The sequence below is a fragment of the Stenotrophomonas pictorum JCM 9942 genome (genome assembly GCF_001310775.1).
Lineage (GTDB): Bacteria > Pseudomonadota > Gammaproteobacteria > Xanthomonadales > Xanthomonadaceae > Stenotrophomonas > Stenotrophomonas pictorum.
Window position 1 is genome coordinate 1 of the sequence record NZ_BAZI01000048.1, and the last position, 12,800, is coordinate 12,800.

11 protein-coding genes and 2 pseudogenes are annotated in these 12,800 nt (G+C 66.4%); 4 read left to right on the top strand and 9 right to left on the bottom strand.

Features of this window, described 5'->3' with window-relative positions:
• The 5 genes from JCM9942_RS04590 to JCM9942_RS04610 all read right to left on the bottom strand — a co-directional run.
• The coding region (locus JCM9942_RS04590) for a sulfate/molybdate ABC transporter ATP-binding protein (RefSeq protein WP_157722767.1) at positions 1-397 on the bottom strand (397 nt) is incomplete at its 3' end.
• A 7-nt stretch (positions 398-404) separates the two neighbouring features.
• On the bottom strand, positions 405-1,352 hold the full coding sequence (cysW, locus tag JCM9942_RS04595) for a sulfate ABC transporter permease subunit CysW (RefSeq protein ID WP_054657978.1): 948 nt from the start codon (positions 1,350-1,352) through the stop codon (positions 405-407).
• Positions 1,349-2,197, bottom strand: a complete 849-nt coding sequence (gene cysT / locus JCM9942_RS04600; protein WP_054657994.1) for a sulfate ABC transporter permease subunit CysT — start codon at positions 2,195-2,197, stop codon at positions 1,349-1,351. The genes cysW and cysT overlap by 4 nt, the downstream gene beginning before the upstream one ends.
• A 13-nt stretch (positions 2,198-2,210) precedes the next feature.
• Positions 2,211-3,233, bottom strand: coding sequence for a sulfate ABC transporter substrate-binding protein (locus tag JCM9942_RS04605; protein WP_083468410.1), 1,023 nt, complete (start codon positions 3,231-3,233; stop codon positions 2,211-2,213).
• An 11-nt stretch (positions 3,234-3,244) separates the two neighbouring features.
• Positions 3,245-4,621 (bottom strand): OprO/OprP family phosphate-selective porin, encoded by a 1,377-nt coding sequence (locus tag JCM9942_RS04610; RefSeq protein ID WP_241772676.1) that lies wholly within the window; start codon positions 4,619-4,621, stop codon positions 3,245-3,247.
• Between the two features lie 207 nt (positions 4,622-4,828).
• Here JCM9942_RS04610 and kbl point away from each other — a divergent pair.
• Positions 4,829-6,037: pseudogene (kbl, locus tag JCM9942_RS04615) on the top strand (glycine C-acetyltransferase); the annotation flags it as partial.
• A gap of 71 nt (positions 6,038-6,108) precedes the next feature.
• Here kbl and JCM9942_RS18120 read toward each other — a convergent pair.
• The 4 genes from JCM9942_RS18120 to JCM9942_RS04635 form a co-directional block, all read right to left on the bottom strand.
• Complete coding sequence (locus tag JCM9942_RS18120) at positions 6,109-6,417, bottom strand: hypothetical protein (protein WP_145974278.1); 309 nt, start codon at positions 6,415-6,417, stop codon at positions 6,109-6,111.
• 55 nt (positions 6,418-6,472) lie between these two features.
• A complete protein-coding gene (locus JCM9942_RS04625; protein ID WP_083468411.1) occupies positions 6,473-7,345 on the bottom strand; it encodes a pseudouridine synthase in 873 nt (290 codons plus the stop codon).
• A gap of 28 nt (positions 7,346-7,373) precedes the next feature.
• Positions 7,374-7,862 carry a hypothetical protein gene (locus JCM9942_RS04630; protein WP_054657986.1) on the bottom strand — a complete coding sequence of 163 codons (489 nt, stop codon included), beginning with the start codon at positions 7,860-7,862 and terminating at the stop codon, positions 7,374-7,376.
• Between the two features lie 190 nt (positions 7,863-8,052).
• Complete coding sequence (locus JCM9942_RS04635; RefSeq protein ID WP_054657988.1) at positions 8,053-9,159, bottom strand: OmpA family protein; 1,107 nt, start codon at positions 9,157-9,159, stop codon at positions 8,053-8,055.
• Positions 9,160-9,543: 384 nt separating this feature from the next.
• Here JCM9942_RS04635 and JCM9942_RS04640 point away from each other — a divergent pair, with 384 nt between their 5' ends.
• From JCM9942_RS04640 to JCM9942_RS04650, 3 genes and pseudogenes are all read left to right on the top strand, one after another.
• A complete protein-coding gene (locus JCM9942_RS04640; RefSeq protein ID WP_054657990.1) occupies positions 9,544-10,569 on the top strand; it encodes a zinc-binding alcohol dehydrogenase family protein in 1,026 nt (341 codons plus the stop codon).
• 104 nt (positions 10,570-10,673) lie between these two features.
• Positions 10,674-11,291 (top strand): membrane protein YczE, encoded by a 618-nt coding sequence (gene yczE, locus JCM9942_RS04645; protein ID WP_054657992.1) that lies wholly within the window; start codon positions 10,674-10,676, stop codon positions 11,289-11,291.
• Positions 11,292-11,681: 390 nt separating this feature from the next.
• Positions 11,682-12,773 (top strand): annotated as a pseudogene (locus JCM9942_RS04650) (2,4-dienoyl-CoA reductase FMN-binding domain-containing protein); the annotation flags it as partial.
• Between the last annotated feature and the right edge of the window lie 27 nt (positions 12,774-12,800).

Genomic DNA, 12,800 nt, shown 5'->3' on the forward strand with positions numbered 1-12,800 from the left:
AGCGCCCGCCCAACCCGTCCAGCTGCACCAGCGACAGCAGTTCCTGCACCCGCGCATCGATGCGCGCCTTGGGCCAGCGCCCGGCGCCGCGGCGCACCTCCAGGCCGAAGGCGATGTTGCCGCGCACATCCCGATGTTTGAACAGCGCGTAGTGCTGGAACACGAAGCCGGCGCGACGTGCCTGCACGCTCAGCGCGGTGGCGTCTTCGCCATCGAACAGGATGCGGCCGCTGTCGGCATGTTCCAGCCCGGCGATGGCCCGCAGCAACGTGGTCTTGCCCGAGCCGGAGGGGCCGAGCAGCGCCAGCAGCTCGCCCTGGCGGATATCCAGGCTCACATCCTCCAGCGCGGTGAAGCTGCCAAAGCGCTTGCCCAGGTGTTGTATGCGTATGCTCATGCGGTCCTCAGCGGCGATGGAGAGCGGCCAGCGATTCGCCGTGGCGCCACTCCAGGAAAGTCTTGACCACCAGCGTCAGCAACGCGCTGGCCGCCAGCAGCGAGGCGCAGGCGAAGGCCGCGCTGTAGGCGTATTCGTTGTAGAGAATCTCCACGTGCAGCGGCAGCGTGTTGGTGCGCCCGCGGATATGTCCGGACACCACCGACACCGCGCCGAATTCGCCCATCGCCCGCGCACTGCACAACAGCACGCCGTACAGCAGGCCCCAGCGGATGTTGGGCAGGGTCACCTTCCAGAACATCTGCCAGCTGCTCGCCCCCAGCGTCAGCGCGGCCAGCTCCTCGTCATGGCCCTGCTGCTCCATCAGCGGCATCAGCTCGCGCGCGATGAACGGGAACGTGACGAAGGTGGTGGCCAGCACGATGCCGGGAATGGCGAAGACAATGCGCGGCAGCTGCAGCAGCACCTCGCCCAACACCGGCAGATGCAGGCGCAGGCCGTCCTCGATCAGCGGCCACAGCCAGCCGTCGCGACCGAACAGCAGGATGAACACCAGCCCGGCCACCACCGGCGAAACCGAGAACGGCAGGTCGATCAGCGTCACCAGCCAGCGCTTGCCGGGGAACGGGTGCTTGCTCACCGCCCACGCCGCCGCCACGCCGAACAGCAGATTCAGCGGCACCACGATCGCGGTCACGGTCAGCGTCAGGCCCAGCGCCGCTACCGCATCCGGATCACTGAGCGCGTTCCAGAACGCCAGCACGCCGCCGCGTAGCGCCTCGGCGAACACCAGCACCAGCGGCAGCAACAGGAAGGACAGCAGAAAGCCCAGCGCGCCGAGGATCAGCAACCCCTGCACCCAGCGAGGCTCGGTGATGACGCTAGGCGTGCGCGCGATGGGGCCGGCCGGTGTGACGGGCAGCGCCTGCGCCGAGACGATGCTCAATCCGCTCATCGTGCCCCCCGCCGCTGCAGCCGCGCCTGCAGGGTGTTGACTCCCAGCAGCACCGCGAAGGACAGCAGCAGCATCGCCGCGGCAATGGCGGTGGCACCGGCGTAGTCAAACTCCTCCAGACGGATGGTGATCAGCAGCGGCGCGATTTCGGTGACGTGCGGCAGATTGCCGGCGATGAAGATCACCGAGCCGTATTCGCCCACGCCACGGGCGAAGGCCAGTGCGAACCCGGTCAGCATCGCCGGCCACAGCGCCGGCAGCACCACCCGCATGAGGGTCTGCAGGCGGCTGGCGCCCAGCGTGGCGGAGGCCTCTTCCAGTTCGCGCTCGGCCTCGGCCAGCACCGGCTGCACGATCCGCACCACGAACGGCAGGCCGACGAACACCAGCGCCACCACGATGCCCAGCGGCGTGTAGGCGACCTTGATCCCGAGCGGCTCCAGCCATTGCCCGAGCCAGCCGTTGCCGCCGTACAGCGCGGTCAACGCGATGCCGGCCACGGCGGTGGGCAGCGCGAACGGCAGGTCGATCACCGCATCGAACAGGCGCCGGCCCGGAAAGCGGTAGCGCACGAACACCCATGCCACCCATGTGCCCATCAGCGTGTTGAAGGCGGCGGCGGCGAAGGCGGTGCCGAAACTCAGCCGCAGCGCCGCCAGCACCCGCGGCTCGCTCCAGATCTGCCAGATGCCCGCAGGCCCCAGTCCGGCGGCCTTGGCGAACACGCCCAGCAGTGGCAGCAGCACGATCAGGCCCAGCCAGGTCAGGGTGATGCCCATGCTCAAACCAAACCCCGGAAGCACCCGGGGGCGGCGTCGCGGCACTGCGGCCGTTGTCTGCAACACGGCGCTCACGTTCTTACTTGCCCGCCTGGATCTGGTCGAACACACCACCGTCGGCGAAGTGTTCGGACTGGGCCTTGGCCCATGAGCCGAATGCCTGCTGGATGGTCACCCGTTGCACCGGCGGGAGGCGTGCGATGTCGGCACGGTCGGCCTGCTCGGGATGGCGCGGCCGGTAGTAGTGGCGGGCGGCGATGCGCTGCCCCTCCGGCGAATACAGGTACTGCAGGTAGGCCTGCGCAACCTCGCGGGTACCGTGACGGTCGACGTTGCGGTCCACCAGCGCCACCGACGGCTCGGCCAGGATCGACAGCTTCGGCACCACGATCTCGAACTTGTCCGGACCCAGCTCTTCCTGCGCCAGGAAGGCCTCGTTCTCCCAGGCCAGCAGCACATCGCCGATGCCGCGCTGGACGAAGGTGGTGGTCGCCCCGCGCGCGCCGGTATCGAGCACCGGCACGTTGCGGAACAGCGCACGCATGTAGTTCAGCACCTTGGCGCGGTCACCCTTGAAAATGTGGTCGCCATAGGCCCAAGCCGCCAGGTAATTCCAGCGCGCGCCGCCGGAGGTCTTCGGGTTGGGCGTCACCACCGACACGCCGCTGCGCAGCAGATCCGGCCAGTCGCGGATGCCCTTGGGGTTGCCCTTGCGCACCAGGAAGACAATCGTCGAGGTATAAGGCGCGCTGTTTTCCGGCAGACGCGACTCCCAGTTGGCGGGAATCAGCCCGGATTTCTGCGCGATCGCGTCCACGTCGTAGGCCAGCGCCAGCGTCACCACGTCGGCCTCGATGCCATCGATCACCGCCCGCGCCTGCTTGCCCGAGCCACCGTGCGAGGTTTCGACCGTGACGGTGTCGCCCCGGGTTTGCTTCCAGTGCCTGGCAAAGGCGGCGTTGTAATCACGGTACAGCTCGCGGGTGGGGTCGTAGGAAACGTTGAGCAGCTGCACATCGCGCGCGAACACATGGCCGGCGGACACGGCCAGGCCGAAGGCCAGTGCCGCGCTGACGATGCGGGAAACGAAAAAATGCTTCATGGGGCTCTCCGTCATAAGGAAACTTGCAGGCGCGAGAAAACGGCTTTTTCATCAGGCAACGTCGCGCCACCGGCAACCGCATCGAAACGGCTGTGCAGGTAGTTGGTGGCCAGCTTCAGGTTGGCGGTGAGGTACCAGTTCGCGCCCAGCGTCCAGGACTGGATCCGCGCGGCCGAGACCGCCGGATCGGCGTAGAGCGGGAATGCCGCGTCATCGATCCGCAGTTCGCCGTAGCGCGCGGTGAGTTCCAACGCGCCCAGCCCGCCATTGACGCCCAACGGCCGTGACGGCGTCACTCCGCGGTAGCCGGCCTCCTCACCGGTGAGCACATAGCTGGCGGTGGCCTGCCAGGCGTGGTGCTCCAGTTCCTTGCGACGTGCGTCGCGTGCTACCGCCTGCCGCGAGGCGATGTACTCGGCCTGCAGGCCCAGCCCGTTTCGGTAGAACCAGCCCTGTGGCGACCAGCGGCGGTGTTCACCGGCGGCGATCACCGAGCCGCGGTAGGCGAAGAACGTGGCCTGGCCCGGGATGCGATAACGCGGCAGGAAGTTGTTGCCGCTGCCATGCTTTTCGCCGGTGCTGGCGCCGATGCCAAAGCCCAGACCCGCCCAGCCGCTGTCACCGCCCTTGAACGGCTCGAAGAACACGCGGCCGGCATATTCGAAGTCATCATCCGGATTGCTGGCGATCGCGTCGCGGCCATCGACCGCACCGTTGAACACGCCCAGCGCATAGCTGAACCTGCCCGTGGCCACTTCGCCCTGCAGCTGCACGCCCAGATCGCGGTTGGGCGCCAGTTCGCTGGCCAGCGCGCGCTCCACATCCACCAGCGCGGCCGAGGACTGCAGCCGCTCCAGACCGACCGGCGAGGTGAACTTGCCCACCCGCAGCGTGTAGGCCGGATCGAAGCGCAGGTCGGCATAGGCATCGACGATGCTGGTGCTGTCGCCGGCGAACTCCGGGGTGAAACGGTAGGCCCCCCGCTGGCCCAGCGAGCCCTCCAGCGTCGGCCGTGCGGTGCGCAGCAGGAAGGTGTCGTTCTGGCTGCTGTCGCCGAGGAACACCCGCGCATCGCCCTGCAACAGGCCGCGCAGCTTCAGCTCGTAGTTGCCGTCACCGGACTTGAACGCCGCACCCTTCTGGTCGATGGCGATCCTCGGCGCAGCCCTGGCTGCGGCCTCGCGCTCTTCCTCCTGCAGTCCCAGACGGCGCTCGAGAATGCGCAGGCGCTGGTCCAGATCGGTCAGGACGATACCCTCGGCGCCGCCAGCGACACCGGCCAGACGTTCCAGCCGTTCCAGACGCTGCTGCAGCTGTTCCACCGTCAGCGTCTGCGCTGGGGCCGATGACCACGCCCCGCACGCCGCCACGGCCAGGCCGAGGGACAACCGCTTCCTGGTCGGCGCTGTGGATCGGGGACGGTACGCGGTCATCGGCGGACTATTTCCGGGAGTGGGCAGCCGATGCTGCAGGCGCACACCGGAGCGGAGAAATGACTTCGGCCCCGCCGCTTATAGCCTTTGCGCATGACGCCAGCGCCGAAGGTGGCGGACGGCTAAAATCGGCCATTCCTTAGCTGCTTGTACGGCCCTGCCATGACTTCTCTCCAGACCGATTCCCCGCTCACCCGGCATTACGCCGAGGAACTGGACGCGATCCGCGCGCAGGGCCTGTTCAAGTCCGAACGCATCATCACCAGCCCGCAGTCAGCCGAAATCTCCCTGGACGACGGCCGCACGGTGCTGAATTTCTGCGCCAACAACTACCTGGGTCTGGCCGACCACCCGGACCTGATCCAGGCCGCCAAGGACGCGCTGGACAGCCATGGCTTCGGCATGGCCTCGGTGCGTTTCATCTGCGGCACCCAGGACCTGCACAAGCAGCTGGAAAAGCAGATCGCCGAGTTCTTCGGCAAGGACGACACCATCCTCTACGCCGCCTGCTTCGACGCCAACGGCGGTCTGTTCGAACCGCTGCTGGGCGAGAACGACGCGGTCATTTCCGACAGCCTGAACCATGCCTCGATCATCGACGGCGTTCGCCTGTGCAAGGCCAAGCGCTTCCGCTACGCCAACTGCGACATGGCCGATCTGGAAGCGCAGTTGCAGGCCGCCGACGCGGCCGGCTGCAAGACCAAGCTGATCACCACCGACGGCGTGTTCTCGATGGACGGCTTCATCGCCCCGCTCGATGAAATCACCGCGCTGGCCAAGAAGTACAACGCGCTGGTGCATATCGACGAATGCCATGCCACCGGCTTCCTCGGCGCCACCGGCCGCGGCTCGGCCGAGGTCAAGGGCGTGCTGGAGAAGATCGACATCATCACCGGCACCCTGGGCAAGGCCATGGGCGGCGCATTGGGCGGCTTCACCTGCGCCAGCGCCGAGGTGATCGAACTGCTGCGCCAGCGCTCGCGCCCCTACCTGTTCTCCAACTCGCTGCCGCCGCATGTGGTCGCCGCCGGGATCAAGGCGTTCGAGATGCTGGCCGCCGCCGACGACCTGCGCGCCACCTTGCGCGAGAACACCGCCTATTTCCGCGAGAAGATGACCGCCGCCGGTTTCGACGTGAAGCCCGGTGTGCATCCGATCAGCCCGGTGATGCTGTACGACGCACCGCTGGCACAGAAATTCGCCGAGCGCCTGCTGGAAGAAGGCATCTATGCGATCGGCTTCTTCTTCCCGGTGGTGCCCAAGGGGCAGGCCCGCATCCGCACCCAGATCAGCGCCGCGCACAGCCGTGAACATCTGGACCGCGCGATCGACGCGTTCACCCGGATCGGCCTGGAGCTGGGCGTGATCAAGCTGATCACCGCCTGGGTAGAAACAGAAAAGGCGCCGTCACCGGCGCCTTTTTCGTATCTGTTGCAAGCGGCTCAGTTCTTGCCGCGCTTGGCCGGCTTGGCCGTTTCCGGCACCGGCGCCGGCGCGCCCTTGGCCACGCGGATACCGTTGGCCTTCATCCACGCGTCGAACTGGTCGGCGCTCATGCGCTTCTCGCCCTGCTGCATCAGGAAGCGGTAATTGCCCTGCGCATCTTTCTGCGCCACCGGTGCATCCACCGTCACCGTGACCGGCTTGTCCTCGGCCTTGGCTGCCGGCTTGCCGGAGGACGCGCACCCGGCCAGAAATGCCACAGACGCCATCAACACGGCAATGGCGGAAACGCGAGCGGAAGAGTGCATGACCATGACCTCGGAAACAGGGGATCAGTCTAATCAACCCCTGCAACAACTCCAGCTATTCGACTGAATTATTTGAACCCGATACAAAATCGTCTTGCTTGGCCAGGCCCTTGCCGCCGGCCAGCGCCTTGAGCTCTTCTGCGGCCAGCTCGCGCCATTGCCCTTTTGCCAGCTCTCCGAGCTGGACCGGGCCGATCGCCACGCGCACCAGCCGCAACACTTCCCACCCAAGAACCTGCAGCAGGCGCCGGATATGGCGGTTGCGCCCTTCGTCCAACACTATTTCCAACCAGGCGGTACGCCCGTTCTGGCGCAACAGCCTGGCGCTTTGGGCTGCCAGATGTTCGCCGGCGTCATCGACGCCATGATGCATCCTTGCCAACTGGTCCGCATCCGGAATCCCATCGATCTGTACCCGATAGGTTTTCAGCGGTCCAGTGAGTGGGTCGGTCAACCGCGCCGCCCACTCCGGGTCATTGCTGAAGAGGAGGAGGCCCTCGCTCGCCTTGTCCAATCGCCCGGCCGGCGCCAGCCACGGCAATCCCGCCCCGTCGAAGCAGCGATAGACCGTCTGCCTGCCCTGCTCGTCCTTCACCGTGGTGACCAGCCCACGCGGCTTGTTCAGCGCCAGGTAGAGCCGCCGTGCTGCCGTCAACGGCTGCCCATCGGCCACAATCCGGTGAACGCCCTGGATGATGGGAAATTCCGGATCACGGATGACCCGTCCATCCACGCTGACCCGGCCGTCCTGAACCCGTCGCGCCGCCTCGCTGCGCGAACACAAACCGGCCTTGGACAGCACCCGCGCCAGCCCGTGACGCCCCCCGGCGTTGGCCACCGGCCTGATCGGTGACGCGCCGGAAACAAAATGCCCGCTCCTGTTGCCAGGGCGGGCATTGTAGTTATGGGGGTGCTTGCGGGAGGCCATCTGTGATTGCGAAGGAGCTCCCGCCGCCTTACTTGGCCTCGGTTGCCGGTTGGGCCGGCGCAGCACCCTCCGCCGCAGCCGGACGGGCCTTAACCACGCGCACGCCACGCGCCTTCATCCACGCATCGAACTCCTCGGCGGTCATGCGCTTGCCATTCTGGCTCATGTCAAAACGCCACGGGGTGTTGTCGAACTCGGTCTGCGGCTTGTACGCCGCCGGATCATTGGCGTTGATCGCCGGGCGCGCCGGTATCGCGCTGGCCACGTTGTTGCAGCTTTCCACCCGCAGGCGCATCAGCACCTGGTCCAGCGACTGCCCCTCGCTGGAGCCGGAACTGAGCACCCCCGAGGGCATCCCCAGCTGCCCCTGGCGGGCGTACAGCTCCGAGGCCACCGGTGCGACTACCGTCGCCGCCAGCGGCGCGGGCATCACCGCGCTGGCCGAACAATCGACAGCGGCGTGCGCGGCGGGAACAAGAACCAGACCCAGCACACCGGCCAGTGCGATACGCAACATGGTGACTTCCATTCGAACAAGAGAACGTCGCGAGTGTAGGCAGGCACCGGGGTGCTTTCAACCGTCTTCTGCCGGCGGTTCTGTGGCCGGCCGCACACCCCCGCCAAGTCAGGGGTGAAAAAGTCCCGCCAAAACAAAAAACAAGGCCCGGCAATGCCGGGCCTTGTTGTGTCTCAACTGTAGCGTCCGATCAGTTCTGGACGTTCAGCTCGGTGCGACGGTTCTTGGCGCGACCTTCCGGATTGTCCGAACCATCCGGGTTGGTGTTCGGAGCAATCGGGCGGCTCTCGCCGTAGCCGATCGGGCCGACCATACGCGAGGTGTCAACACCGTTGTCCTTCAGGTAGTCGTACACCGCCGCAGCGCGACGCTCCGACAGCTTCTGGTTGTACGCGTCGGTGCCCTTCGAGTCGGTGTGACCGGCCACTTCAACACGCAGATCCGGGTAACGCTTCAGGATCTCGGCGGCTTCGCCCAGGATCGCAACAGCGTCCGGACGCAGGGTGGCCTTGTCGAAGTCGAAGTTCACGCCCTTCAGATCGATCGACACCGGCACCGGGCAACCGTCCGGACCAATGGTCTGGCCAGGCTGCGAGGTCGGGCACTTGTCGTCGCAGTTGTTGACGCCGTCACCGTCGTCGTCCAGGTCAGCGCAGCTCGGCGCGACCGGAGCCGGAGCCGGAGCAACTGCGGCGACCGGAGCCGGCCCCAGCGGGATCACGACGCCGACCGAAGCCAGCACGTCGCCGAACCAATCCTGCTGGTCGCCAGCTGCGGCGGTAGCAACGCTCTGGTCGTCGAAGTCGGCGCGGTAGGCCAACTCGGCACGCACGGCGACGCGCTTTTCAAACGTGGTCTGCAGACCCACACCGACCTTGGCAGCCAGGTTGCCGTCCTTGCGCTGGGCCGGCGAGTCGACCGAGTTGATCACATATTCTTCTTCCGACTTCTGGTAGCCCAGACCTGCCAGCAGGTACGGGTTCCAGCCACGGCCGTCCTGGATGAAGTGGCGACGCAGGTCCAGCGAAACGCCGTACTGCGACCAGTTCAGATCCTGGTTGTTGTCGAAGTTCGGGTTCTGGTAGTTCAGCTCACCGTCCAGCGACCAGTTCGGGCTGATGAACTTGCCCAGACCCAGGGTTGCGAACGGAGCATCGTTGGTGCCACGGTCGTTGTCCTGGAAGTTGAAACCAGCAGCACCGGTCAGGTACCAGCGATCATCGAATTCCTGGGCCGAAGCGGCCTGGGCGAATGCAAGACCACCCAGCAGTGCGGCGGTAAGAATCTTCTTATTCATGAATACAACTCCTTGTGTTTCGGGGGTATGAAACCGGTAGAGGCATGGTCCAGCACAGCGATTTCATTCGTCGCGTTCAGAGACGGCCGTTTCCGCACGCCATCGCGATAAACAGTATTCGCAGGGCCGTGAAGACGATGTTAACGGCTGCGTAACAATTTGCACGGCCATCCAGTCCGTACGCTTCCGGCTGAGCGCACCGTATACAGCTTCGTCAAACCCCGCAAGATCGAGCCTTGGCAAGGCTCCCGGCCAATTGCTGCAGCGCAGGGTCCTTTTGCCATGCAAGCCCTTGAAATTCAGTGTCGAATACCTGCGTAAGCGGCAGCTGAACAGTCCACTGCGTATCATGTCCCTGCCCCCACTGCGACGGAACTTTTCCGCATGAAAGCTGTTGGCCTGAGCCGCTATCTCCCCATCGTCGATCCCGCCTCGCTGGAAGATGTCGATCTGCCTGATCCGGGCGCTCCCCAAGGCCAGGATGTGCTGGTCAGTGTGCAGGCGGTTTCGGTCAACCCCGTCGATACCAAGCTGCGCGCGCCCAGGCCCGGCGAAGAACGTCAGCCAAAGGTGCTGGGGTTCGACGCGGCCGGCATTGTGGTGGCCGTGGGACCGGAGGCGACCGCGTTTGAAGCGGGTGACGAGGTCTACTACGCCGGCGATGTCACCCGCCCGGGCTGCAACGCCCAGCTGCAGCTGGTGGACGAGCGCCTGATCGGGCGCAAACCCGCCACGCTGGATTTCGCCGAAGCCGCCGCGCTGCCGCTGACCACACTGACCGCGTGGGAGCTGCTGTTCCAGCGCATGCCGTTCCAGCTCGATGGCAAGCGCCATTGCGGCCGCAGCTTGCTGGTCATCGGTGGGGCCGGTGGTGTCGGCTCGATGGCGATCCAGCTGGGCCGCCATGCCGGCTTCACCGTCATCGCCACCGCCTCGCGCGAGGAAACCCGCAGCTGGTGCCGGCAGATGGGAGCCGATCATGTGATCGACCATCGCCAGCCGTTGGCGCCGCAGTTGCAGGCGCTGGGCATTGCACAGGTGGATGCCGCGCTCAACCTGGCCGACACCGACCACTACTGGCAACAGCTCGGCCAGTTGCTGGCGCCGCAAGGTCACGTCGGCCTGGTGGTCGAACCCAAGGGGGAGCTGCACATCGGCGATCCCTACAAGGCCAAGTGCATCGGCATCCACTGGGAATTCATGTTCGCGCGCGCCCGCTTCCGCACCGCCGACATGGTCGAGCAGCACCGCATTCTCACCCGTGCGGCCAGCCTGATCGATGCCGGCGAGTTGCGCACGACCTTGACCCGGCGCCTGGGGCCGATCACCGCGGCCAATCTGCGCGAGGCACATGCGCTGCTGGAATCGGGCCGCACCATCGGCAAACTGGCCCTGGAGGGCTGGGACTGATCCCGCGCCCCTGAACCGCCACCACCGCATGCGCCGGCCCGACGGCGGTGCATGTCGCCCTTACCCGGCCCGCGGCAATGCGGGCCGCTCACGTCTGTCATCCGATGCCCACCCTGACGTTCACCAAGCGCCTGCTGCAGCTGTTGCTGGGGCTGTTCCTGTTCGGCATCGCGTCGGCGCTGATGATCCGCGCCAACCTCGGTATTGCGCCGTGGGATGTACTGGGCCAGGGCATTGCCGTCCGCAGCGGTCTGTCGTTCGGCCTGGCCACCAATCTGATCGGCGCCGCTGTACTGCTGATGTGGTGGCCGCTGCGACAGAAGCCCGGGTTGGGCACACTGCTGAACGTGCTGATGATCGGCCCCAGCGCGCAACTCGGATTGACCGTGCTGCCAACCGTGAACGGACTGGGGTGGCAACTGCTGGTGTTTGCCGCCGGGCTGGTGCTGATGGCCACCGCCACCGGTCTCTATATAGGAGCGCGTTTCGGCCCCGGCCCCCGCGACGGCCTGATGACCGGCCTGCACGCACGTACCGGCCGGGCGATCTGGCAGGTGCGCACACTGATTGAGGCCACCGCGCTGCTCATCGGCGGATGGCTGGGCGGGAATATCGGCTGGGGCACGCTGGTCTTCGCGTTGCTGATCGGCCCGCTGTGCGGGCTCACGTTGCCGCTGTTCGACCGGCAACGGCGCCCGCTCGACCTCCCGCTGGCCCGATGAGGTCCGTGGCCCAGCCTCTGTGTGGCCAGCACCGGCTGGCATAGATGCCCTTTCCCGCAGCGCCACCTGCCCCGCCATATGGCGTGTCGTGGCAGCGGTGGCTGTACCGGTAATGGTCCTTGTGCCTGCGGGCTGCCCGCCCCTGCCAACCCGGCAGCTTCGGTACTTCCCGTGGCAGCGGCATGCGCGCGGGGGCGTACAGCCATGCGAACCGCGTCAGCACCTGCCCGCCATCGACAGAGCGTACGGAGGCCGCCCCACCGGCGGCGCAAACTCTTCCGGAGATGCCACGGTCGTTGACCACACCACGCCGCCCGGCGCTGGCAACGATTGAGAAACAGGCCGATTGGCAGTAAGAATGGGCACATTCCATACGCAAGCGTATCCCACATGACGCCCGCCACCGACACCGCCTATCCACACCTGTTCACCCCTCTGGACCTGGGCTTCACCCGGCTGCGCAACCGCATCCTGATGGGCTCGATGCACACCGGACTGGAGGACCATGCCCGCGATTTTCCCAAGCTGGCTGCCTATTTCGGCGAGCGCGCGGCCGGTGGCGCGGCGCTGCTGGTGACCGGCGGGTTCGCGCCGAATGTGGTGGGCTGGCTGGCGCCGTTCGGCAGCAAGCTGTCGTGGCGATGGGAAGTGGGCCGCCACCGCCAGGTGACCACGGCGGTGCATACGCATGGCGCGAAGATCTGCCTGCAGCTGCTGCATGCCGGCCGCTACGGCTACCACCCGTTGCAGGTGGCACCGTCGAAACTGAAGGCTCCGATCAATCCGTTCACGCCGCGCGCGCTGTCGTCCGGTGGCGTGGAACGGCATATCGCCGACTACGCCCGTGCTGCGAAGTACGCGCGCGAGGCGGGCTATGACGGCGTGGAGGTGATGGGCTCGGAAGGCTATCTGATCAACGAGTTCATCGCCCCGCGCACCAACGGCCGCAGCGATGTCTGGGGCGGTGACGCGACCAAGCGCATGCGCTTTGCGGTGGAGATCGTGCGTCGCATCCGTGAGGCCTGCGGCCCGGACTTCATCATCATCTACCGGCTGTCGCTGGTGGACCTGGTCGAGGACGGCAGCAACTGGGAAGAGATCGTGCAGCAGGCCAAGGCGATCGAAGCGGCTGGCGCGACCCTGATCAACTCCGGTATCGGCTGGCACGAGGCGCGCATCCCGACCATCGCCACCTCGGTACCGCGCGCCGCGTTTGCCGGCGTCACCGCCAAGCTCAAGCCACACGTGGGCATTCCGCTGATCGCCACCAACCGTATCAACATGCCGGACGTGGCCGAAGGCATCCTCGCCGGCGGTGGTGCCGACATGGTGTCGCTGGCGCGGCCGCTGCTGGCCGATCCGCAATGGCCGGCCAAGGCCCGCGCCGGCAAGCCGGAGGCGATCAACACCTGCATCGCCTGCAACCAGGCCTGTCTGGATCACGTGTTCCAGCAGAAGCGCGCCAGCTGCCTGGTCAATCCCGCGCCGCGACCATGAACCGAGCTGGTC

What these genes read in the sequence shown, in the direction of transcription:
- cysW (WP_054657978.1), bottom strand. Translation starts at nt 1,352, where the DNA reads ATGAGCGGATTGAGCATCGTCTCGGCGCAGGCGCTGCCCGTCACACCG.
- JCM9942_RS04605 (WP_083468410.1), bottom strand. Translation starts at nt 3,233, where the DNA reads ATGAAGCATTTTTTCGTTTCCCGCATCGTCAGCGCGGCACTGGCCTTC.
- JCM9942_RS18120 (WP_145974278.1), bottom strand. Translation starts at nt 6,417, where the DNA reads ATGCACTCTTCCGCTCGCGTTTCCGCCATTGCCGTGTTGATGGCGTCT.
- JCM9942_RS04625 (WP_083468411.1), bottom strand. Translation starts at nt 7,345, where the DNA reads ATGGCCTCCCGCAAGCACCCCCATAACTACAATGCCCGCCCTGGCAAC.
- JCM9942_RS04630 (WP_054657986.1), bottom strand. Translation starts at nt 7,862, where the DNA reads ATGTTGCGTATCGCACTGGCCGGTGTGCTGGGTCTGGTTCTTGTTCCC.
- JCM9942_RS04635 (WP_054657988.1), bottom strand. Translation starts at nt 9,159, where the DNA reads ATGAATAAGAAGATTCTTACCGCCGCACTGCTGGGTGGTCTTGCATTC.
- JCM9942_RS04640 (WP_054657990.1), top strand. Translation starts at nt 9,544, where the DNA reads ATGAAAGCTGTTGGCCTGAGCCGCTATCTCCCCATCGTCGATCCCGCC.
- yczE (WP_054657992.1), top strand. Translation starts at nt 10,674, where the DNA reads ATGCCCACCCTGACGTTCACCAAGCGCCTGCTGCAGCTGTTGCTGGGG.